The sequence below is a fragment of the Deltaproteobacteria bacterium genome (genome assembly GCA_019308905.1).
GTDB lineage: Bacteria > Desulfobacterota > BSN033 > WVXP01 > WVXP01 > JAFDHF01.
In genome coordinates this window covers 1-23263 of sequence record JAFDHF010000026.1, presented here as the reverse complement: position 1 = coordinate 23263, position 23263 = coordinate 1, and the positions used below count along the sequence as shown (strand labels likewise).

The following is a 23263-nucleotide window of genomic DNA, read 5'->3' as shown; positions in this document are numbered from 1 at the left end:
TGTACCGGGGAGGAGGGGTTCAGTCAACCCTACATGGCCAGATAGGCCTTCCTGACGTGGTCGTTTCCCATGAGATCCCTGCTCTCCCCCTTCATGACGATTCTGCCGTTTTCCATCACGTAACCACGGTGGCTGATCTGGAGGGAGAAATAGACCTTCTGTTCCACCAGCAGAATGGTGACCCCCCCTTGGTTGATCTTCCTGATGGCCTCGAAGATCCTGGCGACCAGCATCGGCTCGAGCCCGAGAGAGGGCTCATCGAGGAGGAGCAGGTCAGGCCGTGCCATGAGGGCCCTACCAAAGGCGAGCATCTGTCGTTCCCCCCCGCTGAGGGTTTTCGCCTTCTGGTCCCTTCTCTGCTCGAGGCTGGGAAAGAGGTCGAATACCTCCTCAAGGGATTCCTCCCTCTGCCTCCTCGCCTCTCTGTTCCAGGAGCCTATTTTCAGGTTGTCCAGTACGGACATATCAGGGAATATTCTAGAACCTTCCGGTACCACGGCTATCCCCAGGTTGACCGTCTCTTCCGGGGAGAGTCCCCACAGAGGTCTGCCCCTGAAGTAGACTCCGGATCCATCCTCCCCGGGAGCCGGGCGGACCAGATTGACGATAGTGTAGACAAGGGTCGACTTTCCCGCTCCATTGGGGCCGATGACGGTCACGATCTCCCCCTGTTTCACCTCGAGGGAGACATCCCAAAGGACCTGAACATCCCCGTAGAAGACCTTTATGTTTCTCACGCTCAACATGCCTTTGTACCCAGATAGGCCTCTATGACCCTTTCGTCTCGTGCCACGGCCTGGGGAGGTCCATCGGCGATCTTCTCTCCGTGGTCGAGGACCATGACCCGATCAGAGATCCCCATGACCGCTCTCATGACGTGTTCAACCACTATCAGGGTTCGTCCTCGACGGTGGATCTCCCTCAGCAGGTCGAGGGCTTCCTCGACCTCGGTAGGGGTGAGTCCTGCCATGTTTTCGTCGAGAAGGATGATTCCTGCCCCGGTTGCCAGGACCCGAGCCAGTTCCATCCTTCTCCTGTCGGCCACGGTGATCGAGCCGGGCAGGCCGTGTCTTGCCTTTTTGAGACCCACAAAGTCGAGAATCTCCTCGGCCTCTTTTCGGGCTTCCCGGAGGGAGAGGCCCTTGCCGTAAAGCCCTCCCATGGCAACGTTTTCCAGCACCGACATTGCATAGAAGGGCCGTGTGATCTGGGAGGTCTTGGCAATACCCAGACGACAGATCTCGTGGGCCTTCTTTCCAGAGATCACCTCGCCCCTGTAGGAGATCTGCCCCTCACTCGGTGGATACACCCCCGCAATGACGTTGAAGAGCGTCGTCTTACCGGCGCCGTTGGGGCCGATCATACCGAGGATCTCCCCCTCCTGGAGGGAGAAGTCCACACGATCGACCGCTCTCAGTGCTCCAAAGGACTTGGTGACCCCTTTACCCTCGAGAATCTTCATGAAGATCCTCCTCACCGGAGACACACGATCCAGACAGGGAAGCCGGATCCTTCCGTCAAGACCTGGCGTGACGAGACAAGCTCTTCAAGGTCCCCATGATGCCCTGGGGCATGAACATGACGATCGCCAGGATGATCGCTCCAATGAGCACCATGTATGCATAGATGAATCTGGCCCAGAGGGTCTCCTCGACGATCGTCAAGAAGAAGGCTCCCACCACGGGGCCGAAGAGGGTCCCCATGCCGCCCAGAAGCGTCATGATGACCATATGGACGGTAATATGCACACTGAAAACATCCTGAGGTGTAATGTAGGTTATCCAGTACGCATAGATCCCCCCGATGCCTCCGAGAAGAAAGGCGCTGGTTCCGTACGCCCTGATCTTTATGGCCCGGGTGTTGATTCCGGTTATCTCCGCCGTATCCTCTGCCTGGCGGATGGCCCTGAGGGCATATCCGAATTTTGAATACTCGACCCAGAGAGTCACCCCCATGGTAGCCAGTGCGGCCGCGAACATGGAGTAGTAGAAAAAGAGGTTGGTCGGACCGAGGGGAAGAGTGATCCCGTGGCTCCCGCCGAAAGAGTCGATCCCCAGGAGGCGATCCATTTCGAGGAGGATCTGCTTCATAGCCTCTGCAAAGGCGAAGGTGGCGATGGCGAAGTAGGCTCCCCGCAGCCTGAGGGTGGCGGCGCCGATGGGGAGGGCGATCGATGCCGCAGCAAGGGCGCTCATGGGGATGCTGGCACAGAAGGGGATTCCGCATCTGGTCATGAGAATGGCGGTTGTATAACAGCCGATGCCGAAGTAAGCCACAGGGCCGAAATCGATATAGCCCGTGTAGCCTGACATGAGGTTCCAACATCCGGACAGGGCGATCCACATGAAGACCAGGGTCAGGAGCCGGAGAGCGTATCCGGACCCCCAGAAACGGGGAAGCAGAGCCAGAAAGAGGAGTGCAGCCCCGGACAAAGCATGGAGTCTCCAATCGATTCTACCCATGGCAATCCCTTTACTCAACGATTCCCCTGCCTACAATCCCCGCAGGCCTGACAACCAGTGCGGCGAAGAGCACGACGAAAGTCAAAGCCATAGAGAGCCCAGCACTCAAAAACGTCGCCGTGAAGGACTGGAGCACACCCAGTATCATTCCTCCGATCAGGGCACCGGGGATATAGCCCATCCCTCCCAGCACGACTACGCAGAAGGCGATGAGGGTGTACTCCATACCCATGAAGGGGAAGATGACGAAGTAGGTGGAGACCAGAGATCCGGAAAGTCCCGTGATCCCTGCTCCAAGACCGAAGGTCATGGCATAGACCCTGGCAACGTCGATCCCCACGAGCCGTGCCATCTGCTTGTCCTGGGCCGTGGCTTGGATTGCCCGGCCCATATCGGTCTTGTGGACGAGACAGTAGAGCAGCCCCACCATCACCAGGGCGATGCCGAAGGTCGCCAGCCGGCCGCAAGGAACAACGAGGCCGGCCACGCTGAAATTGATACCCGAATAACTCGATGTCACGGTCCTGAAGTCGGCCGTCCACCAGAGAAGCGCCACGTTTGCAATCACCAAATGGATGCCGAAGGTGACAAGGTAGGACATGATGGGAGGCTCTTCGATGACCCTGTTGATGATGAAGCGCTGGAGAAGATATCCCAGTGCGAAGAGGACTGCAAAGGAGACGGGGATCGTCAGAAAGGGGTCGAAGCCGAAGAGATAGAATATCCAGTAAGTTATGAAGGCCCCCACCATGACAAGCTCCCCGTGGGCCAGGTTTACCACACCCATGACGCCGAAGATCAACGAGAAACCCGCGGAAAAGGCAGCGTAGATTCCCCCTAGCAGGATTCCGTTAACAAGGGCCTGACCGATTAGAGTTCCCATGGGCACCGTCCTGTTAAACGTCCTTGCAGGTTACTCTGGTTCGCCTGCCTTCGACTTGGTTCGGATCGAGGATGTTCAAATCGTTCGGGTTGTTCAAAACGTCGAACCCGAGTCCGGATCTCGCTCAACCCGAGGCCTGCTAAGCCTCCATGTTTTACATGTCGAACAAAGGCGAAGCCGGTAGAACAAGCAAAGCGCTTGAACGGCTCGAACAATTGAGGCCCGTCGAACGAGCGAAACGGCCGAATCCTCTCAGGAAGGGGCTACCTCTCCTTCCACGGCTTGAAGGGAAGTCTCGGCGGCGCCTCTGCCACTTCTGCAGGAAATACGGTGACCCGTCTGCCGTCCTGTATCTGTATGGCCACCGGCGGATGGGCGACGTTGGCCCCGTCCTGCCCGAACCGGACACGACCGTAGAAGGTCTCCACGTCCATCCTGTAGAGTTCCTCCATGAGGCCAACCCGGTCCCTGTCTCTAACAGGTGGAGTGATTCCGAGGTTCTGAAGGGCAATCTGCTGGACCACGGCGGCAGCAGAAGCGGCTGCCTCGACATAGTCCGGAGCACGGCCGTAGAGGTCGGTGTAGAGTTTGTTGAATTCCCCGGCCGTACCGAAGACCGGCCCCCGGTAAGGGAGATTCGGGGTCCATTCAGAGGCGGCCACGGCGTACTCGGCATCCCTGCCGAGCTGTTTTACAAAGTCAGGAACGGTCGGGCCGTAGCTGAAGGCCACGAGTCTTGGAGAGAAATCTATCTCCTTGAGAGCCTTCATGGTCTTTATGGCCACCATGAGATGAGACCCCACAAGAAGGACGTCAGGGGCCTTATGTTTCACCTTTATCAGCATGGAATTGTAGTCGGTCAGGCTGAGCGGGAAGAGTTCGTAGTGTATCACCCGGAGTCCGTTGGGAGGGGCGTATTTTCTGTATCCCTCACAGGCGAGGGAAGTGAAAAGGATATCAGCGCCCACAATGGCCGCTGTCAGCGGTCTGGGTTTCATGGCCTGGACGATATCCACACACCCTTTGACCTCCTCGGTGGCCTTGCCGAGGGTCGAAAAATAGTACCTAAAGCCCCTTTCGAAGAGCTTGTTCGACGAGGCGCCGCCGCTGATCATGGGATACCTGTATTTCTCGGCGACGGCGCTGGCGGCAAAGACCTGACTGCTGCCGTATCCTCCCAACAAGAGGTCCACGCGGTCGTCGGTGATCAGTTTCTCAACGAGTTTCGCGCTGGTTGAGGGGGTGCTCTGGTCGTCGTAGAAAACGAGTTCTACAGGGTATCGATTCCCTCTGACCAGGATTCCTCCCTCGCCGTTCACCTTCCGGGCCCAGACCTGATAAGCATCCCTTACCATGGCACCCGCCTTGCCGAAGATTCCAGTGAGGGCGACGGCAAAGCCGATTCTGAATTTTTCGGCTGCCAGAGCCCCTCGCGGGTACCCGGTCCATGACGTGGCCAGAATCGCCGTAACCATACTGCCCACCAGAAATCCTCTGATCCTTCTCTGCTTCACTGCTTTCTCTCCCTTCTTGATTCTCTCAGATAGAGGTCGGGACAATCAATGGACCAGAAAGCGGCAGGAAGCCACGCTGCCTCCCCCTCCTTCCTCTCCCTCCTATCCCGTCCTCAAAATTTGGAGGATATTGGAGGGCTTGTCAAGGGATCTGACTCCTAGGTCTTTCCACTTTTCGATGAATGTTCTCGCAAGTCGTTAACCTTGTGCCTGTTTCTCTCTTTGAAAGGGTGCAACCTCGTCGCCCTTTCTAGGCAGGCGGGGTGGACTTTTTCGGACTCCACGGGCGGGCAGTCCCTCTCCCTTGCCCCAAAAGGGGGAATGTTTTGAGAATAACCCCTTGAGTCTCCGGTCCATATAGGGGATGATACAGAAAGAGTCTGCGAGGGATGATCCGCGACATCTGGGAGAACAGATCGAGTGGGGAAGGAGGAGATCTTGAGAGACCGAATTTCGGCTGTCCTGCTGACCACGGTGATCGTCCTCTATATGGCTGCAGGAGGGATTTATGACTTCGCTCTGGGGATGATGCGACAGGTCAGCCTGGTCTTTCTCGGGCTCATGGTCCCTCTCTTCTTTCTACTGAGGCGAAAGGACCGTGCTTCGGCCATAGAAAAGGCCATGTTGGGCTACATCGCCCTGGCCGCTTTTGGCTTCTGGCTTTGGCCTCGCTTCCTGGGTGTAATTCTGGCCGGCTACCCCCTTGTTTCTCTTTACGCGGTCTTGCTTGTCACCGTTGTCGTACCGCCTCTGCTCGGACGCCCTCCCTTCACGGAGCACTTTGCCAGAAAGAGGACCCCCCCAGAGGTCTGGCAGACAGAAATCTTCAGGCGGGTCAATCTCCACATTACCTGGGCCTGGGCAACGGTTTTTGCCGCCTGTGGTCTTGCGGCTCTGGCTCCGGCCGTCTTGCCGGCCCTCGACACCCCCTTGGGGGGGATTCTCTTCCGGGGCGCCATACCCCTGGGTTTGCTTTTGGGCGTGGGGCTCCCTCTGACCAGGTACTATCCGGACTACTACCAGCGAAAACTCGGCCTGGAGCCGATGGGGCCCGACGGAGCAAAGGGACGCGGGGGCCGGAATCCGACTCTCGGATCCAAGCCACTACGGATCAAGGAGGAGACCATGGCAGATAGACCGAGTCTGGTTGCAGTGAACGGATCGCCCCATGCCGGGATTGGAAACACTTCCATGATGATCGAGATGTTGCGGGAACCGCTTTCGGCAGAGGGGTTTGAGCTCGATGTGATCCATCTGGCCGACAATAGAATCGAGTACTGTGTGGGGTGCGGCCGCTGCCTTGAGAAGGGGAAGTGCTGGCACCAGGATGATCACGCCTGGATTGTCGGAAAGCTCCTGGAGGCAAAGGGGATCATCCTCGCCTCACCGGTGTATTTCATGCACGTAACCGCCCAGATGAAGGCTTTCCTGGATCGGTCCTTGGCTTTCGGCCACAGGCCTCGCCCCACCTGGAAGCCTGGCCTTGCCGTCTCGGTCTCCGCCGGCATGGGTGAGAGCTCGGTGGCCGATTATCTGGCCGGATTGCTCAGAGTCTTCGGGGGTTTCCCCGTGGGCACGCTCACGGCCATCGCAGTGGCGCCGGGAGAATTCCTGGGGAAAGAGGCGGTAACGGCTCGTGCCGAGGATCTGGCCAGGGATTTGGCCAAGGCGCTGAAGGAGGAGCGCCGCTACCCGGCCACGGACCGGGACCTTCTCTTCTATCAGTTCATGAGCAATCTCGTGCGAGATCACAGGGGGTTCATGAAGGCGGACTACAGGCACTGGCAGGAGCTGGGTCTTTTCGACGGTTTTGAGAGCTATGTTCGGCAGGGCTTTGCCCGTGGCCCATACGATCCTGAGCTGAGAAAGGCCTGGATCCGGGGCCTCATATCAAAGCAGAAGGAGGAGGGCCATATGTCTTCGCAAAAGGAGGATTCGCCCTCATCCCCTTCCGGCCCGCATGCAGCCAAGAGCTGCAGGGACCTACTCCGAATGATGCCGCTTGGGTTCAAACCCGAGGCGGCAGGGGGACTGGAGGCCGTCTACCAGTTCGAAGTGAGCGGCCCGGAGGATTTCACGGCGCACCTCGTGATCGCCGACGGCAGATGCACCTATCACGACGGTCCAGCCCAGAGGCCTGACGTAACGGTCAGGACACCTGGTGATGTCTGGCTTGCCATTGCCAGAGGCGAGCTTGACGGCAGGAGTGCTTACTTCAGTGGCAAGTACAAGGCCGAGGGCAAGATCGGCCTGCTGGTCAAGCTGGCCGAGATGTTCTGACGGCCTGGTGTTCGCCTTCTCCGGGGTCGCGCCCAGGAAGGCCCCTGCTCGGCCTCGGGGGGCGCCCCAATGCTTCCGCAATCTCGGTCTGGAACAGGGGGCTTGCTCGAAATGGGGCAGGTGTCCGGTGGGGATAGGGTTGACAAAGAGTCATATAGAACTTATAGATTTAGATAGCACGAAAGAAATTTTATTTGTCTAAAAAGGACCGGATCCATGGGCGGCAGGGTTGCGCTTAGTGCTAGTCTTGAAAGCTATCTAGAAGCCATCTCCTTGATTCTCGCCGAAAAGCAGGCCGTGCGAGCCAAGGATATTGCTCAGCGTCTTGGAGTGAACAACTCCTCGGTGACCGTTGCTCTCCGTTCCCTCGCAGGGAAGGGCCTGGTGAACTATGCTCCCTACGATGTCATCACCTTGACAGCAGAGGGACAGAGGGTCTCTGAGGACGTGATCCAGCGGCATAAGGCTCTCCGGGACTTTTTTGTGAAGGTGCTCTTGATAGACGAAGAACTCTCCGACAGAGCCGCCTGCGAGATGGAGCACGCCCTGCCCCGGGAGATTCTGGTTCCCCTGACCGAATTTGTGGGGTTTGTGGAACGTTGCCCGCAGTGCCTCGAGGAGTTTCACCATGAAGAGTCCCGCAAGAAGGCGGGAAGATAGGGGCCGGCCCCCCCTTTTTTTGAGGAATTGTTTTTACGAGGCAAAAATTGTTTGATGACTCTAAAAACCTGCTCTCTGGGAAGAGAGGGTGGGAGGTGTGGTCCTACAAGGCGTGGGAGGTACCGGCATGAATCTCGAGACGCTCAAGAGAGAGATCGAAGAGTTGCCCAGAGGGGATAAAGTGGTGCTCCTCACTCAGGTCATGCCCGTTCTCTGCCGTGAGCTTCTTGGAGACGAGGCATGCAGGGAGCAGATGAAGGAAGTCTTTGGTATCGACTGTGTGAGGGAGCTGGCCGAGAGATTTGAGGCGGCAGTTTAGGTCCGGCGCGTGGAACTGCCCGAAGGGGAAGAGGTTCCCGTGGGGAAAGTCGGGTCTTATGACCGGGCGCCGGGAGTTGACGGCATCTGTATCGTCCTTGTCTAGGAAGGAGGATTTGCCATGGAGGAGGTATCGCTCAACTATCGAGAAATGCAGTGGGAGGAGGCAAAGGGTTACCCCCCGGGAACCCTGATGAAAGTGCTGCGCCAGGATGAGAAGGGAGAGCCCTTGACTATTATCCTCAAATTGGCCGAGGGGTTTGACATGGAGGGGCATTCCCATATGGGTACAGAGCAGCACTTCGTTATCGAAGGGGAGTATATGAGCGAGAATCGCACCTATGGAGAAGGTTCCTACCGGCTGATTCCAAGGAAGGCGACGCACGGGCCCTTCAAGTCGGAAAAGGGAGCAGTGATTCTCGTTGTTTGGGACGAGAAGTAGTACTCGCCGTCCGGATTTTGACAGGCCCGGGGGTCCAGAGGACAGGGCCAGGCCTGTTTCTGGATTCGAGTGATTGACGGTCCAGGGGCAGAAGGGAGATGCCGTGCCTCACGGGGCCTTGCCCGGTCCATGATGGAAGAAGACCCAGGGCCCCTGGAGAAACCATGGGGAGAGGATTCAGTCAGGGGTGACGGAATTCCCTTGACGCCCGATGTGGAGAGAGCTGGAGATGCCGTAGCCGGGGACTCCAGTGGAAATGATACGAGAGGAAAGGAGACAATCGATGGAAGGCGACGTTTTGATTCATGTGACAGACCAGGAATTCGAAAAGGAGATTCTCCAGTCGGAGATTCCGGCTTTGGTTGATTTCTGGGCTCCCTGGTGCGCACCCTGCCATATGGTTGCCCCTGCCGTGGAAGGTGTGGCCAGGAAGTTCACCGGGCGGATCAAGGTGGCCAAGATGAACGTGGATGAAAATCCAGTTACACCCGGGAGCTATGAGATAATGGGGATCCCGACTCTCATCCTCTTCAAGAACGGAGAAGCCGTTGATCGAATCATCGGGGTTGCGCCCCAGGCACGCCTTGAGGGTCTTGTTGAGAAGGTCCTGGAAGCAACGCCCTAGGGTTGGGATTCCTGGCATGGATGGATTTGTCAGGCTTGCGCTCCTGTGGGGTGGTCTCGCGAATCGGAAGGAGTGAATCATCTTGAGATTGTGGAAGTTCGGCGGGAAGAGACCACGGGCGGAGAAGGGGCCTGGGGATTCGGATCATAAAGGGCGTGATGGGCAGCGGGTCGAGATCAACAGACTCTTTGAAGTTGTCAGGTATGGAGACCTGTGGGAAGTCCTCTGCAAGGAGGATAGAGTATCGACCCTTTGCGGGGCATTCTACATCCTCTATCTGAGAAATATCCACAGAATCCTCCTGATCGATGCAGGATTCATAAGGCACGCGACAGAGATCACGGAGGTTTTCGGAGGATTTGAGGAACAGTTCGGTGTCGGTTTGGAGGGAGTGATCGCGGTGCTCTGCACCCACCTCCATGCGGATCACCTGGGCAATCCGGAATGGTTTCCGCGAGCCACCTACTATGCCCATGAGGAGGCCGTGCGGCTCCTCCGGGAGAATCCTGGCAAGGCGCTCTACAAGGATTTCCACTATGACAACGGCGAGGTTTCGATTACCATAGGGGACGAAGTGGAAGCCCTGACAAGAATAATAGAGGACATGGAAAAAGCCGGGAGGAACTGGATACAGACACTGCCCCAGTGTCCATACGCCGACAGGGGTCTCCTCATCGACCTTGTGAGACACTACCCCGGGCTTAGATGGGGGAAGACGGCCGGTCATGCGGCAGGACACTGTTCGTTTATCCTCCATCTGCCCCAGCCGAGTGACTCGTCCGACAGGGAGAATCCGCCCTATTACAGGCACTTCTTTCTAGGGGACTGTCTCTCACAGGATCAGTCCCCGGGAGCCGACGGCAAGAATCTGGGCCGGCGCTGGATCAGGTCCTTCGGGCTCAATCAGCTCCGGAGATCGTACTCGATTCATCCTTCTCACAGGCTCTCGGGCCGTGTTGATGGGAACCGAAATAGGAGGGCGGGATAGGTGGTCCTGCGGGAAGGGCAGAAGCGACGAGCCGGGTGCCGAGGAAGAGGGGGGGGCCGGCGTGTTGCGCCTTGCAACAGTACGGTCCGGAGCGAGGTTGCGGTTTGCAACGTTACCGGTCCGGTCGGGTATGGGCGGCCTTCTGAACAGGTGGCGAAAGACATTAGATATAAACAGGTTACGATCGATCCGGACATGCAGCTCGTGTTGGCAAGATTATTGCCACAATGATCAAAGGGGGGAAGGCAAGAAAGTCCGAGCAAGGGGCATCCCTGCCGCAGCTCCTGAAGGGGGGATGGCTATGAGGTGCTCCCGTTGCGGGAAATGGATTCGATCCTCTGAGGCATACAACTACGGCGGCGAGTCTCTGTGCGAGGATTGTTACATGGACATACTGAGCCCGCCGCGGGTGTGCGATCCCTGGGCTGTCCATTCGGCCCAGACCCATCTGAAACACAGGCACGGGCCGGTGGAGCTGACAGAGCTCCAGCAGAGAATCATCGACTTTGTCAGAGCAAAAGGTAGAGCAACCGCTGAGGAGATAGCAACGGCCCTGGAGATTTCTCAGCCTCAACTCATAAGAGAGTTTGCCTCGCTCCGCCACATGGAGTTTCTGAGGGGGGTCAGGGAGAACGGAAGGGTGTACTTCACACTCTTCCCCGAGTCCAAGGCCGGGCGCTGAGGTTCGGGATGGTGAGACACGACTATTACGACGTGCTGGGTCTCTCCCCCTCTGCATCCGGCGAGGAGATCAAGAAGGCGTACCGGAGGCTGGCCCTTAAGTATCATCCTGATCGCAATTCCGGAAGCCGGGAGGGAGAGGAGCGGTTCAAGGAGGTCAGCGAGGCTTACGCGGTCCTGAGTGATCCGCAGAAGAGGAGGGACTACGACCGGTCCCGCAGGGGGTATGAGAGGGCCTACGGGAGGGAAGATGCCTTTGGGGATTTCGACTTCTCCTCTCTTTTCCGCGAGTTCGGGCTCCGTTTCGATGAGGATATCCGGGCGAGGTTCTTCTGCCGGGGGAGAAAGGGCGGATGCGGCCGGAGAAGGGCCAGGTTTCTCAGAAGGGAGTTCGAGAGACCGTGGTCCGTGTTTGAGAACAGTACGGTCCACGATCTTCCTCTGAGTGCCGGGGAGGCGTTGGCCGGTACCCAGAGAGAGATCCTGGTGAGAAGTGGATCCGAGTACAGGCGCTACCTGGTGCGTATCCCTGCGGGCGTCAGGATGGGCACGTTGATCCGTCTGCCCGTGGAGGAACGGGACGGGCGTCATCAGGTCTATCTCAGGGTGAAGCTTGTGGACGGCGAATGAGAGAAACGGATTCGGTGCGGCAGGGGGAGGATCCCGGGGCCTGCCGGACCATCAGATCTCCGTTTGAGAGAGGTTTCTGAAGCCGGGATTTCAAAGAGGTGGGCGGCAAACGTCGATCGGCCCTCCTTTTTTTGGGCTCCGAGATTTTGCCCTATCAAAAAATTTTTGGTGGCTCTAAGCCAGGGCGGATTCCTCTTTTGCCCGGGGCGGGCTGCTACTCGCCCGATGGAGGGCTAGCCGCTGGTTGGGGTCGGCCGGCAGGTCTTCGTGGGGACGTGGATGGACCTCGAGACTCTTGCTATGGAACTACTGGAAGAGCTCGGTATAAGGGCGGGGCAGAAGGTGCTCGACTTCGGGTGTGGCTCCGGAACCTATGCGATTCCAGCCTCGAGGATAGTAGGACAAGGGGGCAGGATATACGCTTTGGACAGGGATCAACTGGCTCTGGACGAGGTGGCCCAGAGGGCGGACAAGGCCGGCATCGGGAACATGGAAAGGATCAAGACTTCCGGGATTCTCGAGATCGATCTGGAGGCCTGCTCTTTGGATGCGGTTCTCCTATTCGATGTGTTTCACCGGTACTACTTTCCCGGGGACAAGGAGAGAAGGGAACTGCTGGGGGAGCTCCACAGGGTTCTCAAGCCGCGGGGCCTCCTTCTTGTCTATCCCAAGCACATGGAAGACGAGGCGGAAAGAGAAATCAGGACCAGTGGGTTCGACCTGCGAAAGAAGTATTCGGCGACCCTCATCCACGATGAAAAGGATCTGGTGCAGGGGTATGTCCTGGTTTTCGAGAGGAGTGGAGAGGATGATAGGCAGCCCGCGAGATTTCAATAAGAACAAGATGGAGGGACTGAGATGGACGCTGAGCCGTCAATGAGGGACTACTCGATCGTTTCCTGCGGCACCCTGAGCCCGGAAATCAACGCCCTTAGGGAGGGGGGTTTTCTGGATGCCGGGAAGATCATTTACACCCTGCCCGGACTTCACGAGAATCCAAGGGAATTCGAGAAACATCTGAGAAGGCAGCTGCGGCGTGCCAGGCGATACTCTGAGAAGGTCATCGTCGTCTACGGCAAGAGGTGCTATATCGACACCATCGATCCATTCAAGACGGTTGATAGAATCCTTCAAGAAGAGGGCGATAGTATCGTGCGGGTAAGAGGAGCCAACTGTATCGACATGCTTGCCGGTGCCGAGGAGAGGGAAAGAATCAGGGGCACAGAGAAGGTCTACTGGCTCTCGCCGGGGTGGCTCAAATACTGGAGGTTCATCTTCAAGGAGTGGGACACCGGTCTCGCCAATGAGACCTTTCCTCAAAACGACAAGGCAGTTTTGCTCGACGGCCTGGGCTTTTTCGACCTCTATATGGAAAAGTACCCCGAAAGAATCCTCGAATTGTCCGACTGGATGAAGATCAGTATCGAGCCGTACCCCATTTCTTTGGATCGGCTAAAGGGGCTTCTCCTTGAGGCGGCCGGGAAAAGCGACCAGGATAGGCGGGGATGAGATGAAAAAGGATAGGCGGGTCATAGAAATCAACGAGGATCTCTGCGTGGGCTGCGGCCTCTGTGCCAAAGTCTGTCCCACGGGTGCGATTTCCTTGATCTTCAACAAGGCCAAGGTGGACACCTCGGCCTGCACCGGATGTGGCCGGTGCTTCGGTGTGTGCCGGACAGGGGCCATTCATTGGAAAGGGGAGGAGGGGCTCAGGCTTCCGGAGAGGCCTTTTGCAGGGATGGGCCGCTTCGGACGCGGGCGGCCGGCTTCAGCACAGAGGGGCTACAACCCGGACAGGGTCCACGCCGACCTCACCGAGCTGAAGCAGCGCCTGCGAGATCTGAAGAAGAAGGCCGACGAAATCGCAAGAAGAGTCCGAGGACTCTGAAGCCTCGGGGTTCAGGTCTTTCCAGTACCGGGCGGTGATCGGGCAGCCAGGGGGGGAACGGGCGGCTTCGGCGGGGGGGATTTGTCCCCTTGTTTACGGGTTTGCTGGGAGTGATGCTCTCTTCCGGGGTGTTGTGCCTTGGACTGTCCCGCTGTCGCGAGAGAGGCCGGTCCGGTATAGGGAAGACGGAAACAGAAGAGGGACTAAGAGAAGAGAGATCAAGAGAGGAGAGATCATGATAGACCTTCACAGATGGAGAAGGGTCATCGAGGGGGAACGTAGAGAGAAGGACAGGTTCTTTGGAACCCATTGGCAGTCGCCCATAGAACCGGAGGATAGAGCCGAATTCGAGGGTCTCCGGTATTATCCGCCGGATCCGCACTATCGCTTCGAGGTGAGCCTCCACGAGCATGCCGACAAAAAGGTATTGCAAATCCAGGATACGGCGGGTAACATACGGAATTTCCTGCGATGGGGCGAGTTCCGCTTTAAGGTCGGCGATAAGGAGTGCAGGCTTCAGGCGTATAAGACCAGTCCCCGAGAGGATCAACTCTTCGTTCCTTTCAAGGATTCTACCAGCGGGAAAGAGACGTATGGGGCAGGCCGGTACCTCGATCTTCACCACGACGGTGACAGGACCCCTGACGGGAAATGGATCCTCGACTTCAACAGGGCCTACAACCCCTGGTGTGCGTATAGTGAACATTACGCCTGCCCTTTTGTGCCCCCTGAAAACACTCTCGAGGTACACATACGGGCAGGTGAGAAGAACTACCCCTCGAAAAAGGGGTAGGGGAGGGATGAATCGTGGGCAGAGAGATCTCAGAAGACGATGTTCGAAAAGCATTGGAAGGGGTGAGCCATCCCTTTATCGACCGCACCCTGTTTGAACTGGGGATAATCAGGTCCACCGCTGTCGAGGGCAACAGGGCCAAGATCACCCTCGCTTTTCCATTCCCGAATATCCCGATCAAGGATCAACTCATGGAATCGGTTCGAGAGCCTGTCGCCAATCTCGGTGCAGAAGTGGAGGTGGAGCTCACCGTGATGAATCAAGAAGAGCTCCAGAGATTTCTGGTCATGGAACAGGACGCCTGGAAAGGGGACGGCCTGGACTGAGATGGGGAAAGAGAGAATGTTGGGTCTCCTTCTGGTCGGCCGTGACGGATAGAGGGCAGAAGGGCCCCGTTGTCTTTGACTCTCCTGTCAGGATATGATGGAGATCCTTTTCAACGAAGAGATCGCCCGGTCCTACGACCAGTGGGCAGAGACACCCAGGGGCAGAAGGGCCTACGAACTCGAAGGCGAACTCCTCCTGAGACTGGGAAGGCTCGCCCCCGGGCAGAAGATCCTTGAAGTCGGGTGCGGCACAGGGGCTCATCTTGGGATCTTTCTCAGAGAAGGCCTCGAGGTTTTCGGGCTCGATGTTTCTCCCTTCATGCTGCGGAAAGCACGGAGCCGGCTCGGCAATGAGATACCCCTGTGCCTGGGTGACGCCGGGAGACTCCCCTTCAAGGATGGATCCTTCGAGACGGTCATGCTGATCACCACCTTGGAGTTCCTTTCCAGTCCGGCCGAGGCCCTTAGGGAGGCCATTAGATGTTCGAGGGAGAGGGTTGTCCTCGGCGTGCTGAACGGGTTTTCCTTTCTCGGAGCAGCCCGGACTCTAAAGGGGAAGCTGCGGCGTGGTATCTACAACAGGGCTCGATTTTACACCATATGGGAACTGCGGAGACTGGTTGCAGAGGCCGCCCCTGGAGCAAGGGTCGATTGGGCCAGTGTCCTGGTCCTTCCGGTCTCCTGCCAGAGCCGTTTTCCAGAGTTGGAAAGGTGGTTGTCCTTCCGGAGGAACCCCTTGGGTGCCTTCTTGGGGCTGGCGATTTCGGCCAGGGAGGTTTAAGATGTATGTGTCCGCGCAGATCAGTCTCTATCCTCTGAGACAGAAGAGGCTTTCGCCTGCCATCGAGCAGGCGTGGGCGATTCTTGAAAAGAACGGGCTCGGCCTGGAAAAGGGAGGCATGAGTACGGTTGTTACGGGAGAGGCCGCCAGGGTCTTCAGAGCGGTGGAAGAGGTCTTCCTGGCGACGGCGGAACAGGGGCCGGTGGCACTGGTGGTGACTTTTTCCAACGCCTGTCCTACCTGAGAGAGAATAATCGCCCGAGGGTTGATCGGGCTTTCTCGGCACAGTGGGTGGCTGGGGCCGCTATATCGAGCGGCCATGAACAGAGGGTTGCCCCTGGCAGGAGCCGTGGCTGTCCGGTGCGGATAGTGCGGGGAGGATCAAATACGGTGGTTTACGGAATCCTGAAGCATTCTCTGATGATCACGGTCTTTGTCTTCGTAATGATGCTTGTTGTCGACTTTCTCGACATGTTCACCAAGAAGAAGCTGACCACCGTGATGAAGGGAGGGGTTTGGAGACAATACACAGTCGCCTCATTCCTGGGGGCGACGCCCGGCTGCCTCGGGGCCTTCATGGATGTATCCCTCTATGTGCACGGACTGATCTCCTTTGGCGCCGTCACAGGGGCGATGATCGCCACCTCCGGCGACGAGGCCTTTGTAATGTTGGCCAGGTTTCCCGGGACTGCTCTTTTTCTGTTCGGTCTTTTGTTTGTCGTGAGCCTCCCCTTGGCCTGGGTGACCGACAGGATTGTCAGGGCCACCCGCTTTACCCCTTGTGAGACATGCCAGATGCAGGAATATCACGCCCATCAAGGAATCGGGCGAATCGAGTGGAAAGCCCTTGTCGAGAACCTGGGCAGGTTTTCACCGGCCCGCCACGGCCTGCTTCTCGCCTTCGGTTTCTTCGCCTTTGCGATCCTCTTCGGGATCGCAGGCCCCGAGAGTTGGGACTGGAAGAGAGTGACCCTGCTTGTTCTGCTCTTCCTGGCCTTCACCACGGTGGCCACCACTTCGGACCACTATCTGAAGGACCACATCTGGTCCCACATCATCAGGACCCATATCTGGCGGGTCTTTCTCTGGACCTTCTTCGCCCTGCTCGTGGTTCAGTTGGGGCTGCGCTACTGGAACTTCAAGGCTCTCCTTTCCAACAACATCCCCTGGATGTTTCTCCTTGCCGCCCTGATGGGCATTATCCCCGAATCCGGGCCTCACCTGGTCTTTGTCATGCTGTTTGCGGAAGGCATGATACCCTTCTCGGTCCTTTTCGCATCCTCCTTTATCCAGGACGGCCACGGGATGCTGCCCCTGCTGTCATACACCGTGAGGGATTCCCTCGTGATCAAGGGTTTCAACCTCGTCTTCGGCCTGATGATCGGAATGGCCCTTTACGGTATGGGGTGGTAGGTCCCGGGTCGCCACACGGTTCGGTCGCAGGTTGAATGTCGGCGCAGGGCACTACGGCGGCCTCCAGTGAAGTCGAATACCGGCTCCCCGATCTCCCTCAGGGATAAATGCGCGATCCAAACGTCAGGAAACTCGACGGCAACTCTTTCTCTTCTTGACTGATCCACAGACCTAGTGTACCATCTCGGCAACTCTGCAAGCGGTAAGGGAAGAGTGCCTATCGAGGGTGTGCAGGAAAAAGGCCTTAGACTAACGGGGATCCATCAAAGCTACGGCCAGAATTACGTCATCAAGGGCATAGACCTCTCGGTCCGGGAAGGAGAGTTTCTCACACTGCTCGGCCCCAGCGGGTCGGGTAAGACTACCCTCCTTATGATCATTGCTGGATTTGTGACCCCGAGCCGCGGCAGTGTCGAGCTAAACGGGAAATCGATTCTCGATCTGCTCCCAGAGGAACGGAACTTCGGCCTCGTCTTTCAGGGGTATGCCCTTTTTCCCCATCTCACAGTCTTCGAGAACGTGGCTTTTCCTCTGAAGGTCCGTAGAGTCGACGAGAATGTGATACGCGAGAAAACGAGGAAAGCCCTGGACATGGTTCAGCTCTTTCACTTTGAGGATCGTCTTCCCAAGCAATTGTCGGGTGGACAACAACAGAGGGTGGCCCTTGCAAGGGCTCTTGTATTCGAGCCGGCTCTGTTGCTTCTCGATGAGCCCCTGGGAGCTCTTGACAAGAAGCTGCGGGAGGAGCTTCAAATTGAGCTCAAGATACTCCACAAGAGCCTTGGGTCGACTTTCATCTATGTAACCCACGATCAGGAAGAGGCCCTCTCCATGTCCGACCGCATCGCGGTGATAAACGACGGCAGAATCGAGCAGTTGGGACCACCCGAGGAGTTGTACGAAAACCCCAAGAGTACTTTTGTGGCCAACTTTCTCGGTGAATCGAATCTGTTCGAGGGTACAATTACAGATATGGGGCACGGTTTCGCCCGGATCGAACTCGACGGAGGTGGGAAGAGTGTGGTGAGGGCGAATCGAGAGTTCGTGATCGGGGATAGGCTTCAGTTTATGGTCCGGCCGGAACGGATAAGAACACAGCACGATGAACCTCAAAGTGGAAACCGCTTTCACTGTCGAGTCTTGGCTTCCAACTACTACGGCGACACTTCGCGGTATCTGATTGAAACGGAAGGGAAGAAGAGAGTAAAAGTCAGAAACGAGACCCCCTATGTTAGACGATTCGCCGACGGCGACCGGGTCTGGATCTGGTGGGACCCGGATGATTGCGTCTTGTTGTAGAGTCTTTACGGATTCCAAGAAAGGAGGGAAATCATGAGTCATAAGGAGAAAAGGGACCGTAAGAGCGGAATTACACGGCGGGATTTTGTCAAAGGGATGGGGGGGCTGGCAGGTGCCGCTATTGCTGGCAGCAGGCTGGTCCCCTCTGCCTGGGCCAAAGAGAGCAAGAAGCTCGTATTTGTCAACTTCGGGGGTGAGGCGGTTCCGGCCATGCGTGCGGCCTGGGTCGACCCGTTCGAGAAAGAGACCGGCGTAAAGGTAACCATCCAGAGTCCCACCAACTACGCCAAGCTCAAGGGCATGGTTGAGAGTGGCAACGTGATATGGGATGTGGTGGACACGGACGTGGATTTTGCAATCCGTGGAGGGAGGCAGCACATCCTGGAACCCATAGACTACTCTGTTGTTGACGAGAACAACGTCGACTTCACCCTGGAATACGGGGTGCCTCCGTACTATTACAGCTATGTCATGGCCTGGCGGGCAGACATGTTCAAGGGTGTCCAACCGCAAACCTGGGCTGATTTTTGGGATGTAAAGAAGTTTCCCGGCAAAAGGGGCCTGTGGCGCTGGATGTACGGTGTCCTTGAGGCGGCTTTGTTGGCCGATGGCGTCCCCTTTGACAAGGTCTATCCCATTGACGAGAAACGCGCCCTCAGGAAGATCAAGGAACTCAAACCCCATGTCGTGAGCTTTTGGGAGTCAGGGGCAGACCCGATACAGTTGCTGCGCGAGGGGGAGGCGACAATGTGTGCCGTCTGGAACACGCGGGCTCTCGTCCTGAAGCGTCAAACAAAGGGAAAGGCCCAGTACACGTACAACCAGGCTATTCTCCAGGCGTCTGTCCTTGTCGTACCCAGGGGAGCCCCTAACAAGGAGAATGCCATGCGCTTCATCAACGGCATTCTGAAGCCGGAGCGCCAGGCAAAGCTGTTTGAACTCCTGGGCAACGGTCCGGTCAACCCGGCTGCCCTAAAATATGTTCCAGAGGAATTGAGAATCGAGAACCCTTCGGATCCGAGAAACAAGGAAGTCCAGCTTCCTCTCGGGGTTGATTGGTATGCAAACAACTATGAGCGGGTACTCAACGATTACCTCGATGTGATTTCTTGATAGAAAAAGATGGCAAGAAAGCTGGTATCACTGAAATCCTCCATGAGATCTCGTGCGAACATCATGATGGTGATGCCAGCTTTTTTCTTGCTTACGGTTCTGTACCTGTATCCCATGTTCCAAATCGGCTGGATCAGTCTTACAGACCCGAGTCCGGGTTTGCAGAACTATCAGAAGATATTCACCTCTTCTACATACGGAAAGATCTTCTATCAAACCTTTTCGATGTGTGTAGTCGTTACCCTGATTTGTTTGGTATTGGGGTATCTGATAGCCTACACCGTGGATCATGTCGAAAGCCGCCGTACCGTAGCACTCATGCTCTTCTTTATTCTGGTGCCCTTTTGGACAAGTATCTTGATCAGAGCCTATAGCTGGATCGTGATTCTCAGGCAGGACGGAATTATCAACCATTTTCTCATGAGACTGGGCTTGACCAGTGAACCTGCCGTCTTGGTTCGAAACCGGTTTGGCGTGATAGTCGGTATGGTCCATGTCATGCTGCCTTTCATGATCCTGCCGATCTTGTCTGTGATGAAAGGTATCGACAAACAGCTGATTCTGGCAGCAAGGAGTCTTGGGGCCAGCCCCTTTACCATTTTTTGGAGGATCTATGTTCCCCTCAGCATGCCGGGAGTATACGCTGGCGTGATTCTCGTTTTTGTCCTGTCACTGGGATTCTACATAACCCCTGTTCTGCTCGGTGGGGGGAAGTTCGTGATGCTGTCAGAATACATTGCGCTTCAGATCCAACTCGTGCTCAAATGGGGCATGGGGTCAGCCCTGGCGATTCTGCTGCTCGTAATGGTACTGGGGCTGTTATTCATTTTCGGGAGATTCATAGACATTCGGAAACTCGTGAGCGGTTACAGCTGATGCCCGGTTTGTCCAAAAGGATCCCTTTCCGGAGGTTTGTCTTTCTTTTTGCCACATGGACGGCGCTTGTATACCTTTGTTTCCCCTTCATGGTGATCGTCCCTTTGTCTTTTACTTCGTCGGACTACCTGTCGTTTCCTCCTCCCGGCTTTTCCCTTCGGTGGTACGAGCACTTCATAAGGACTCCGAAGTGGTACTCCTCCGGTTTTCAAAGCATTGTCATAGCCGTTACTTCGGCAATCCTGGCGTCGATTCTTGGCACCCTGGCCTCCTTGGGAATGTGGCGGGCAAACTGGAGGCGTGGGCAGATGTTCCAAAATCTCTTGCTGCTTCCGCTTATTGTCCCGCCCATCATCAGCGCCGTCCTCTTCTTCCGGCTCTGGTCCAAGTGGCATATTGTGGACACTCTTTTTGGCCTGGTTCTGGCCCACACGATCCTGGGCCTTCCCTTCGTGGTGATCACCGTCAATGCCAGCCTGGCCAACTTCGATATCAAGCTGGAACAGGCGGCACGCAGCTTGGGAGCCGGCCACTGGTATGTTCTCAGAAGGGTTACCGTACCCTGCATTCTGCCGGGAATCCTCTCCGGTGCTTTGTTTGCCTTTGTCACGTCTTGGGACGAATCGATAGTCGCACTCTTCCTCTGTGGAATAAGAACCTCGACCCTTCCCAAGACGATGTGGGATGGAATCAAGTATGACTTTGACCCGACAGTATCTGTCATTGCGACCATGCTTTTCGCTGTTACCTCGCTGGTCTTGGCGGTTTTCCTTGTGAAGCGAAGGTCATAGAGCAGCAGCCGGCAGCTGCTTGTGTTCACCTCTCCATGCTCTGATTGTTATACTGTTGCCGGCAGGCATGGAGAGAGGTGCCGAGAACCATAAATAGGTGGTTGAAGCCTCAAAAAAACGCTTAAGGAGGTTGTGATGGAAGGAGATACCAGAAAAACGATAGTGAATTCCTGGAACGAATGGGATCCGCTGAAGCACGTTATTGTCGGTCGCCCGGACAATACCGTTATTCAGGCACCTGAGCCGGCTGTCGAACGGGATTTCCCTGAACATGGCTTTCCCCTGGGGAAATACGGGCCGATACCACAGGAAATGATCGAAAAGGCCAAGGAGCAGATGGACAACTATGCAAAGATCCTGGAGAGCCGGGGGATTCGGGTTGACCGGCCGACTCCGCTCGATTTCAATCAGCCCGTACAGACTCCTGATTGGAAGCAGGAAACGATGTTCGGATGTATGCCCCCGAGGGATCTGCTGTTGACCGTCGGCAATGAGATCCTGGAAGCCACCATGTCGTACCGCAGCCGCTGGTTTGAATACCTCTGCTATCGCCCTCTGCTGGAACAGTATTTCAAAGAGGATCCAAACATGCGCTGGGAAGCGGCCCCCAAGCCGCGTCTCACAGAGCGTACTTACAAGAAAGACTTCTGGAAAAAACACAGAACCATGACTCCTGAAGAAAAAGAGCGGATGATCTATGACAGGGACTTCATACTAACAGAGCAGGAGCCCTGTTTTGATGCGGCGGATGTCGGACGGTTGGGGAAGGACCTTTTTGTTTATAATTCGACCACGACCAACAAGGCCGGAATCGATTGGCTGCGCCGCCACTTCCCGGACCATCGGATCCACGTTGTGAGCTTCTATGAGGAAGACCCCATGCACATCGATGCCACGTTCGTGCCGCTTCGTCCTGGTCTTGCACTCAGCAATCGGCAGCGGGTTCCTCTGGTGAAGGAGCAGATTGAGCTGTTCGAAAAGAATGGTTGGGAGATAGTGGAATGTGCGAAACCAGCACACGACAAGAAAGCGCCGCTATCTTTCTGCAGCGTTTGGCTCTCCATGAATGTTCTCGTACTCGACCCGAAGACCGTCTGTGTCGAGGCCAGCGAGACCGAGCAGATGGAACAGCTCGACAAGCTCGGATTCGAAGTCATTCCGGTCCCGTTCTGGGACGTCGCCGCATTCGGCGGCGGCCTCCATTGCGCAACAGCAGATGTCTACCGGGAAGGGACCTGTGAAGACTACTTTCCCAAGCAGGTGGAGGGGTATTAGGGGGCAGTTCTCTCGCTCAGGTGGTTGTAAGTAGTAGGGCACGGGACGTAGGTTCTGAAGCAACTTGTGAGGCCCCCGTGGGTCAAATTTCTTGATAGCTTCCATCGACTCCGGCCTCAAGCCAAGGGACCCGGTGCCCTCGGCTTTAACCCCGGCCACGACCAGGGAACCGGACGAGGTCCAACGGTTTTCGAGGAGAGGGAGCCCAAGGGTTGGAGGTTTTCTTGAAAAGCCCGTAGGGAAAATGGACGTACCGAGACGGAAATAGACAGACGACCAGGTTCAGATGGAGCCCTATGGCTTGGTGAAGTGGGCTATCCGAGCGAGTGAAGCAGGTGATTGCCAGGGACTGGGAGGGGTCGAAAGGGCACAAAAGACAAAAGAACTTTTGTGGTGGTTGAGAAAGAGTCAAGAGCAGACTCGACCCCTTCGGGATATTGCGGCAAAACATGGGGCACGCAGGCTCTGTTGTTGGATCTACCCCGCTTGCTGACATAATTGACCAAGTTGACTCGATCGGATTTCTCCGGTTTTTACTCACCACGTCGGGCTATTCGACCGATATTGAACACAGATGGAGGCTTGACAACACTCCGATTCGTGGTAATATTAGAATGGTATTTGCTCCCCGTTCGACATGCCTATAGGCCTCGGACGGGGTTATCTTTTTTCTATTTGAGGGTCCGGCGATCTCTAGCGAACATACTCGCAAACGAACGATTGCTTTTGTGGACGGCCAGAACCTGTTCCATGCAGCCCGAGAAGCCTTCGGTTATACATATCCGAATTATGATGTCTTGGCTTTGGCGACGGCGGTCTCTGAGAGACAGGGCTGGGATTTGGTCCAGGTTCGATTCTACACGGGGATTCCGGACCCGTCCGACGATCCGTTTTGGAATGCATTTTGGTCCGCAAAGCTGGCCGTAATGGGACGCCAAGGGATCCACCTTTTTTCCAGAACCCTCCGTTATCGCAACAGGATTGTACATCTTCCAGACGGGACGCAACACACATTTCTTGCCGGAGAAGAAAAGGGCATTGACGTTCGCATAGCTTTGGATATCATTCGTTTAGCCCACGGTAATGAGTACGATGTAGCCCTTGTTTTTAGCCAGGATCAGGATCTTTCCGAAGCTGCTGACGAACTTCGCGTCATAGCGCGGGAAAGGAAGCGTTGGATCAAGATTGCGTGCGCCTTCCCGTTGAGTCCGATGACGCGAAACCG

27 protein-coding genes are annotated in these 23263 nt (G+C 56.3%); 22 read left to right on the top strand and 5 right to left on the bottom strand.

Translation table 11 applies throughout. The features are described from left to right. Positions 1-29: 29 nt before the first annotated feature. The 5 genes from JRJ26_10120 to JRJ26_10100 form a co-directional block, all read right to left on the bottom strand. Entirely contained in the window at positions 30-746 is a 717-nt protein-coding gene (locus JRJ26_10120) for an ABC transporter ATP-binding protein (protein ID MBW2057836.1), read from the bottom strand. Then, positions 740-1462 carry an ABC transporter ATP-binding protein gene (locus JRJ26_10115; protein MBW2057835.1) on the bottom strand — a complete coding sequence of 241 codons (723 nt, stop codon included), beginning with the start codon at positions 1460-1462 and terminating at the stop codon, positions 740-742. Before JRJ26_10115 ends, JRJ26_10120 begins: the two co-directional genes overlap by 7 nt. Positions 1463-1517: 55 nt before the next feature. Beyond that, positions 1518-2480, bottom strand: a complete 963-nt coding sequence (locus JRJ26_10110; protein MBW2057834.1) for a branched-chain amino acid ABC transporter permease — start codon at positions 2478-2480, stop codon at positions 1518-1520. Further along, positions 2473-3345, bottom strand: coding sequence for a branched-chain amino acid ABC transporter permease (locus tag JRJ26_10105; GenBank protein ID MBW2057833.1), 873 nt, complete (start codon positions 3343-3345; stop codon positions 2473-2475). The genes JRJ26_10110 and JRJ26_10105 overlap by 8 nt, the downstream gene beginning before the upstream one ends. Before the next feature lie 263 nt (positions 3346-3608). Further along, positions 3609-4859, bottom strand: a complete 1251-nt coding sequence (locus tag JRJ26_10100; protein ID MBW2057832.1) for an amino acid ABC transporter substrate-binding protein — start codon at positions 4857-4859, stop codon at positions 3609-3611. 438 nt (positions 4860-5297) lie between these two features. On the opposite strand from JRJ26_10100, the gene JRJ26_10095 reads away from it, so the two are divergent. The 22 genes from JRJ26_10095 to JRJ26_09990 form a co-directional block, all read left to right on the top strand. Continuing rightward, on the top strand, positions 5298-7139 hold the full coding sequence (locus tag JRJ26_10095) for an NAD(P)H-dependent oxidoreductase (protein ID MBW2057831.1): 1842 nt from the start codon (positions 5298-5300) through the stop codon (positions 7137-7139). A gap of 216 nt (positions 7140-7355) precedes the next feature. Further along, positions 7356-7799: a metal-dependent transcriptional regulator gene (locus JRJ26_10090; protein MBW2057830.1), complete on the top strand. Its 444-nt coding sequence runs from the start codon at positions 7356-7358 to the stop codon at positions 7797-7799. Between the two features lie 127 nt (positions 7800-7926). After that, entirely contained in the window at positions 7927-8118 is a 192-nt protein-coding gene (locus JRJ26_10085) for a hypothetical protein (GenBank protein ID MBW2057829.1), read from the top strand. Positions 8119-8238: 120 nt separating this feature from the next. Next, a complete protein-coding gene (locus JRJ26_10080) occupies positions 8239-8559 on the top strand; it encodes a cupin domain-containing protein (GenBank protein ID MBW2057828.1) in 321 nt (106 codons plus the stop codon). 283 nt (positions 8560-8842) lie between these two features. Beyond that, the gene (gene trxA, locus JRJ26_10075) at positions 8843-9184 is read left to right on the top strand and encodes a thioredoxin (GenBank protein ID MBW2057827.1); all 342 of its coding nucleotides are present in this window, start codon (positions 8843-8845) and stop codon (positions 9182-9184) included. Between the two features lie 82 nt (positions 9185-9266). Then, positions 9267-10172 carry an MBL fold metallo-hydrolase gene (locus tag JRJ26_10070; GenBank protein ID MBW2057826.1) on the top strand — a complete coding sequence of 302 codons (906 nt, stop codon included), beginning with the start codon at positions 9267-9269 and terminating at the stop codon, positions 10170-10172. Between the two features lie 301 nt (positions 10173-10473). Further along, positions 10474-10854 carry a hypothetical protein gene (locus tag JRJ26_10065; protein ID MBW2057825.1) on the top strand — a complete coding sequence of 127 codons (381 nt, stop codon included), beginning with the start codon at positions 10474-10476 and terminating at the stop codon, positions 10852-10854. 8 nt (positions 10855-10862) lie between these two features. Continuing rightward, entirely contained in the window at positions 10863-11483 is a 621-nt protein-coding gene (locus tag JRJ26_10060) for a J domain-containing protein (GenBank protein ID MBW2057824.1), read from the top strand. A 279-nt stretch (positions 11484-11762) separates the two neighbouring features. After that, a complete protein-coding gene (locus JRJ26_10055) occupies positions 11763-12320 on the top strand; it encodes a class I SAM-dependent methyltransferase (protein MBW2057823.1) in 558 nt (185 codons plus the stop codon). Positions 12321-12341: 21 nt separating this feature from the next. Next, complete coding sequence (locus tag JRJ26_10050) at positions 12342-12992, top strand: DUF1638 domain-containing protein (GenBank protein MBW2057822.1); 651 nt, start codon at positions 12342-12344, stop codon at positions 12990-12992. Position 12993: 1 nt separating this feature from the next. Further along, the gene (locus JRJ26_10045) at positions 12994-13371 is read left to right on the top strand and encodes a 4Fe-4S binding protein (protein MBW2057821.1); all 378 of its coding nucleotides are present in this window, start codon (positions 12994-12996) and stop codon (positions 13369-13371) included. A 235-nt stretch (positions 13372-13606) separates the two neighbouring features. After that, positions 13607-14164, top strand: a complete 558-nt coding sequence (locus JRJ26_10040; protein MBW2057820.1) for a DUF1684 domain-containing protein — start codon at positions 13607-13609, stop codon at positions 14162-14164. A 14-nt stretch (positions 14165-14178) separates the two neighbouring features. Beyond that, positions 14179-14490 carry a DUF59 domain-containing protein gene (locus JRJ26_10035; protein ID MBW2057819.1) on the top strand — a complete coding sequence of 104 codons (312 nt, stop codon included), beginning with the start codon at positions 14179-14181 and terminating at the stop codon, positions 14488-14490. A 94-nt stretch (positions 14491-14584) separates the two neighbouring features. Further along, positions 14585-15271 (top strand): class I SAM-dependent methyltransferase, encoded by a 687-nt coding sequence (locus JRJ26_10030; GenBank protein MBW2057818.1) that lies wholly within the window; start codon positions 14585-14587, stop codon positions 15269-15271. A gap of 1 nt (position 15272) precedes the next feature. Next, the gene (locus JRJ26_10025) at positions 15273-15515 is read left to right on the top strand and encodes a thiamine-binding protein (GenBank protein ID MBW2057817.1); all 243 of its coding nucleotides are present in this window, start codon (positions 15273-15275) and stop codon (positions 15513-15515) included. A gap of 146 nt (positions 15516-15661) precedes the next feature. After that, positions 15662-16684, top strand: a complete 1023-nt coding sequence (locus JRJ26_10020; protein MBW2057816.1) for an arsenic efflux protein — start codon at positions 15662-15664, stop codon at positions 16682-16684. Positions 16685-16912: 228 nt separating this feature from the next. Next, positions 16913-17983, top strand: a complete 1071-nt coding sequence (locus JRJ26_10015) for an ABC transporter ATP-binding protein (GenBank protein MBW2057815.1) — start codon at positions 16913-16915, stop codon at positions 17981-17983. A 33-nt stretch (positions 17984-18016) separates the two neighbouring features. Next, positions 18017-19096 carry an ABC transporter substrate-binding protein gene (locus tag JRJ26_10010; protein MBW2057814.1) on the top strand — a complete coding sequence of 360 codons (1080 nt, stop codon included), beginning with the start codon at positions 18017-18019 and terminating at the stop codon, positions 19094-19096. A 42-nt stretch (positions 19097-19138) separates the two neighbouring features. Beyond that, entirely contained in the window at positions 19139-19972 is an 834-nt protein-coding gene (locus JRJ26_10005) for an ABC transporter permease (protein MBW2057813.1), read from the top strand. Between the two features lie 104 nt (positions 19973-20076). Beyond that, positions 20077-20763 carry an ABC transporter permease gene (locus JRJ26_10000; protein ID MBW2057812.1) on the top strand — a complete coding sequence of 229 codons (687 nt, stop codon included), beginning with the start codon at positions 20077-20079 and terminating at the stop codon, positions 20761-20763. A gap of 135 nt (positions 20764-20898) precedes the next feature. Next, entirely contained in the window at positions 20899-22038 is a 1140-nt protein-coding gene (locus JRJ26_09995; GenBank protein MBW2057811.1) for a serine/threonine protein kinase, read from the top strand. A 689-nt stretch (positions 22039-22727) separates the two neighbouring features. After that, positions 22728-23263 (top strand): NYN domain-containing protein (locus JRJ26_09990; protein ID MBW2057810.1); only part of this gene is annotated, 536 nt, incomplete at its 3' end.

Bases quoted from the DNA above. Each gene is read 5' to 3' on its own strand.
- JRJ26_10120 (MBW2057836.1), bottom strand. From the start codon at position 746: ATGTTGAGCGTGAGAAACATAAAGGTCTTCTACGGGGATGTTCAGGTC.
- JRJ26_10115 (MBW2057835.1), bottom strand. From the start codon at position 1,462: ATGAAGATTCTCGAGGGTAAAGGGGTCACCAAGTCCTTTGGAGCACTG.
- JRJ26_10105 (MBW2057833.1), bottom strand. From the start codon at position 3,345: ATGGGAACTCTAATCGGTCAGGCCCTTGTTAACGGAATCCTGCTAGGG.
- JRJ26_10090 (MBW2057830.1), top strand. From the start codon at position 7,356: ATGGGCGGCAGGGTTGCGCTTAGTGCTAGTCTTGAAAGCTATCTAGAA.
- JRJ26_10085 (MBW2057829.1), top strand. From the start codon at position 7,927: ATGAATCTCGAGACGCTCAAGAGAGAGATCGAAGAGTTGCCCAGAGGG.
- JRJ26_10080 (MBW2057828.1), top strand. From the start codon at position 8,239: ATGGAGGAGGTATCGCTCAACTATCGAGAAATGCAGTGGGAGGAGGCA.
- trxA (MBW2057827.1), top strand. From the start codon at position 8,843: ATGGAAGGCGACGTTTTGATTCATGTGACAGACCAGGAATTCGAAAAG.
- JRJ26_10065 (MBW2057825.1), top strand. From the start codon at position 10,474: ATGAGGTGCTCCCGTTGCGGGAAATGGATTCGATCCTCTGAGGCATAC.
- JRJ26_10060 (MBW2057824.1), top strand. From the start codon at position 10,863: ATGGTGAGACACGACTATTACGACGTGCTGGGTCTCTCCCCCTCTGCA.
- JRJ26_10055 (MBW2057823.1), top strand. From the start codon at position 11,763: ATGGACCTCGAGACTCTTGCTATGGAACTACTGGAAGAGCTCGGTATA.
- JRJ26_10050 (MBW2057822.1), top strand. From the start codon at position 12,342: ATGGACGCTGAGCCGTCAATGAGGGACTACTCGATCGTTTCCTGCGGC.
- JRJ26_10045 (MBW2057821.1), top strand. From the start codon at position 12,994: ATGAAAAAGGATAGGCGGGTCATAGAAATCAACGAGGATCTCTGCGTG.
- JRJ26_10040 (MBW2057820.1), top strand. From the start codon at position 13,607: ATGATAGACCTTCACAGATGGAGAAGGGTCATCGAGGGGGAACGTAGA.
- JRJ26_10030 (MBW2057818.1), top strand. From the start codon at position 14,585: ATGATGGAGATCCTTTTCAACGAAGAGATCGCCCGGTCCTACGACCAG.
- JRJ26_10025 (MBW2057817.1), top strand. From the start codon at position 15,273: ATGTATGTGTCCGCGCAGATCAGTCTCTATCCTCTGAGACAGAAGAGG.
- JRJ26_10010 (MBW2057814.1), top strand. From the start codon at position 18,017: ATGAGTCATAAGGAGAAAAGGGACCGTAAGAGCGGAATTACACGGCGG.
- JRJ26_10005 (MBW2057813.1), top strand. From the start codon at position 19,139: ATGAGATCTCGTGCGAACATCATGATGGTGATGCCAGCTTTTTTCTTG.
- JRJ26_09995 (MBW2057811.1), top strand. From the start codon at position 20,899: ATGGAAGGAGATACCAGAAAAACGATAGTGAATTCCTGGAACGAATGG.